At 75.1% G+C, this 2,211-nt stretch carries 2 protein-coding genes and 1 pseudogene; all 3 read right to left on the bottom strand.

What is annotated here, in order from left to right; translation table 11 throughout:
- A pseudogene (locus tag ABTZ17_RS36685) lies at window positions 1–663 on the bottom strand (LamG domain-containing protein); the annotation flags it as partial.
- A 221-nt stretch (window positions 664–884) separates the two neighbouring features.
- Window positions 885–1,769, bottom strand: a complete 885-nt coding sequence (locus tag ABTZ17_RS36680; protein ID WP_352200159.1) for an alpha/beta hydrolase family protein — start codon at window positions 1,767–1,769, stop codon at window positions 885–887.
- A gap of 73 nt (window positions 1,770–1,842) precedes the next feature.
- Entirely contained in the window at window positions 1,843–2,085 is a 243-nt protein-coding gene (locus ABTZ17_RS36675) for a protealysin inhibitor emfourin (protein WP_352200158.1), read from the bottom strand.
- Between the last annotated feature and the right edge of the window lie 126 nt (window positions 2,086–2,211).

Here is a 2,211-nt window from a genome sequence, read left to right as displayed (position 1 = left end):
GTCCGGGGTCACCGCGACCGCCCGACCGGGCTCGTCCGCGTCCGCCTTGAACGGCTTCAGGGCGCCGGTGGTGGCGTCCACCGCGGCGAAGCGCTGCCGCTGCTGTCCGGCCACCGTGCCGAAGTCGCCGCCCGCGTAGAGCGTGCCGCCGCCCAGCGCCAGGGCCCGCACGGTGGCCGGGAAGGCCGGCCGGAAGGACGCCTTCGGCGTGCAGCTCGCGATGTCGATGGCCGCGACGCTGTTGACGGGAGTGCCGTTGACGGCAGCGAAGTAGCCGCCCGCGTACAGGGTCTTCTTGTCCTCCGAGACCAGCAGGGCGCGCACGGTCGCGGTGCCCTCGCCGATGGTGAAGGACAGCTTGCAGGAGCCGGGCGCGCCCGTCGCGGCGTCGAAGGACGCGAAGTTCACGGCCTGGCGTTCGGCGCCCGTCTGCCCCTTCCCGGGCCGGATGGCGGAGAAGGTGCCTCCGGTGAAGACGGTGCCGTCGGCCTCCGCCATCGCGAAGACGATGCCGTTCGGCTGCCAGGTCGGCAGGTCGTCGGCGGTGAAGCCCACCGGCGCGGTGACGGCGGAGGCCTGCGGCATCAGCACGAGGCCGAGACCGGTGCCCGCACCGGCGAGGGAAAGGGCGACGGCGGCGGTCAGCCCTCTGGATCTACGCATGAGCCCCCCAAGGCAGAACGTGTCACATGGCTGGAATGCGCGGTACAGCCATCAATAGTGGCGCAAAGTCTGCGCAGCCGCGCCGAGTGTACGAGAACCGCCTGAACGCGTCCGCATCGGCATCGCCCTTCTGCCCGAAAATGGGTGCCGGCACCCATACCGGTCAGCCCGGAGAGGAGGGGTGTCCACCCGCCCCGGGCCGCCGGGTCGGTCGGGCGCGGTCAGCCGAGGTAGCGGCGGAAGAACACGGCGGCGGCGCGGCCGGTCCGCCCGCGGGCCTCCGGGTCGGCCGGCTCCGCCGCGGAGAAGTCCTCGTGCCGGACGCCGGGGCCGACACAGGTGCCCACCGCCGTCGGGACGTGTTCCAGGTAGGGCCGGGTGTCGGTGGCGTACGGGCTGATGGTGTCGGCGCCGCCCCAGTGGACGGCCACCGGGACCCGCACGGTCGCCAGGCTCTCGGGGCTGACGAGGACTCCGGCGCCGGGAGCCACCTGGAACACGGCCCGGACCCGCGGATCGGTGAGGTCCGCGGCCGCCTCGGCCAGCGTGCGCCGGACCGTCGGGGAGTCCGCGGTGAGCTCCCCGGGCCGGTACCGGGCCCGCAGGGCGTCCAGTACGCCGGGGAATCCGGGGATCTCGGGGAGGGGCGCGGCGCCCGTGACGACCGCCCACAGCAGTCGGGGGTCGACCCGGGCCCCGGCGAGGGCGGCGGCCGTGTAGCCGCCGAGGGAGAACCCGGCCGCGCCGACCGGCCCCAAGGGGCCTTCGGCGGCGAGGGCGTCGAGGGCGAAGGAGACGTCGCGGGGCCGGTCCCACACGTGCAGGAATCCCTCCGGGGCGTACCCGTCGACCCGGTTGTTCCCGTGGTGGTCGAGGGCCAGCACCCGGAACCCGGCGGCGCGCAGCGGGTCCACGAGCCACTCCATCGCTCCCCCGGACCCGCCGGTGCCGTGCGAGACCACCACCAGCGGGGCGGGTGTCCGGCGCGGCTCCGCGGGTTCCCACAGGTAGAGGCGGACGGGGCGCGGCCGGCCCGGCTCCCGGAGGTGGTCGCGGGACGCGTCGGACAGGACGCGGATCTGCGGCTGCTGCGCGGAGGTGGTCACCGCGCCATCGTAGGGAGGATCGGGGCGACCGGCGGGGCGCGGAGTGCCCTCGCCGGCCGCCCGTCGGGGCCGCTCAGCGTCCTTCGTCGAGCACCGTCCGGATGAGCTCACGCTGTTCCTCGGTGAGATGGGGCTCCTGGAGGTCGAGGACCTGTTGGTCGACGGTGACGCGGTAGTGGTGGCCGTCCGGTACGGGGAGGACGGCCCGCTCGGCGAGGCGTTCCAGGTGTGCGGCGTCGGTGCGGCCGTCGGTGTCGAGGGCCCGGGTCTTCTCGAGCCCGGCGAAGCCTCCGGAGCGGGTGACGGTGATCTGCATGGACGGTTCTCCTTCGGTCCCGTGCGCGGATCCGCGGCCCGGCCGGGGCCGCGGGGCGGTGGTGGCGCCGCTCCCGCGTCTGCCCCGGACCGGACCGTCCGTTCCCGCGGGCTGGGTCTCGAACGC

This window comes from Streptomyces sp. NPDC097619, from assembly GCF_040302735.1.
GTDB lineage: Bacteria > Actinomycetota > Actinomycetes > Streptomycetales > Streptomycetaceae > Streptomyces.
Note: the sequence above shows the minus strand (reverse complement) of the source record. Positions and strands in the feature narration are given on the sequence as shown.

Bases quoted from the DNA above. Each gene is read 5' to 3' on its own strand.
- ABTZ17_RS36675 (WP_352200158.1), bottom strand. From the start codon at position 2,085: ATGCAGATCACCGTCACCCGCTCCGGAGGCTTCGCCGGGCTCGAGAAG.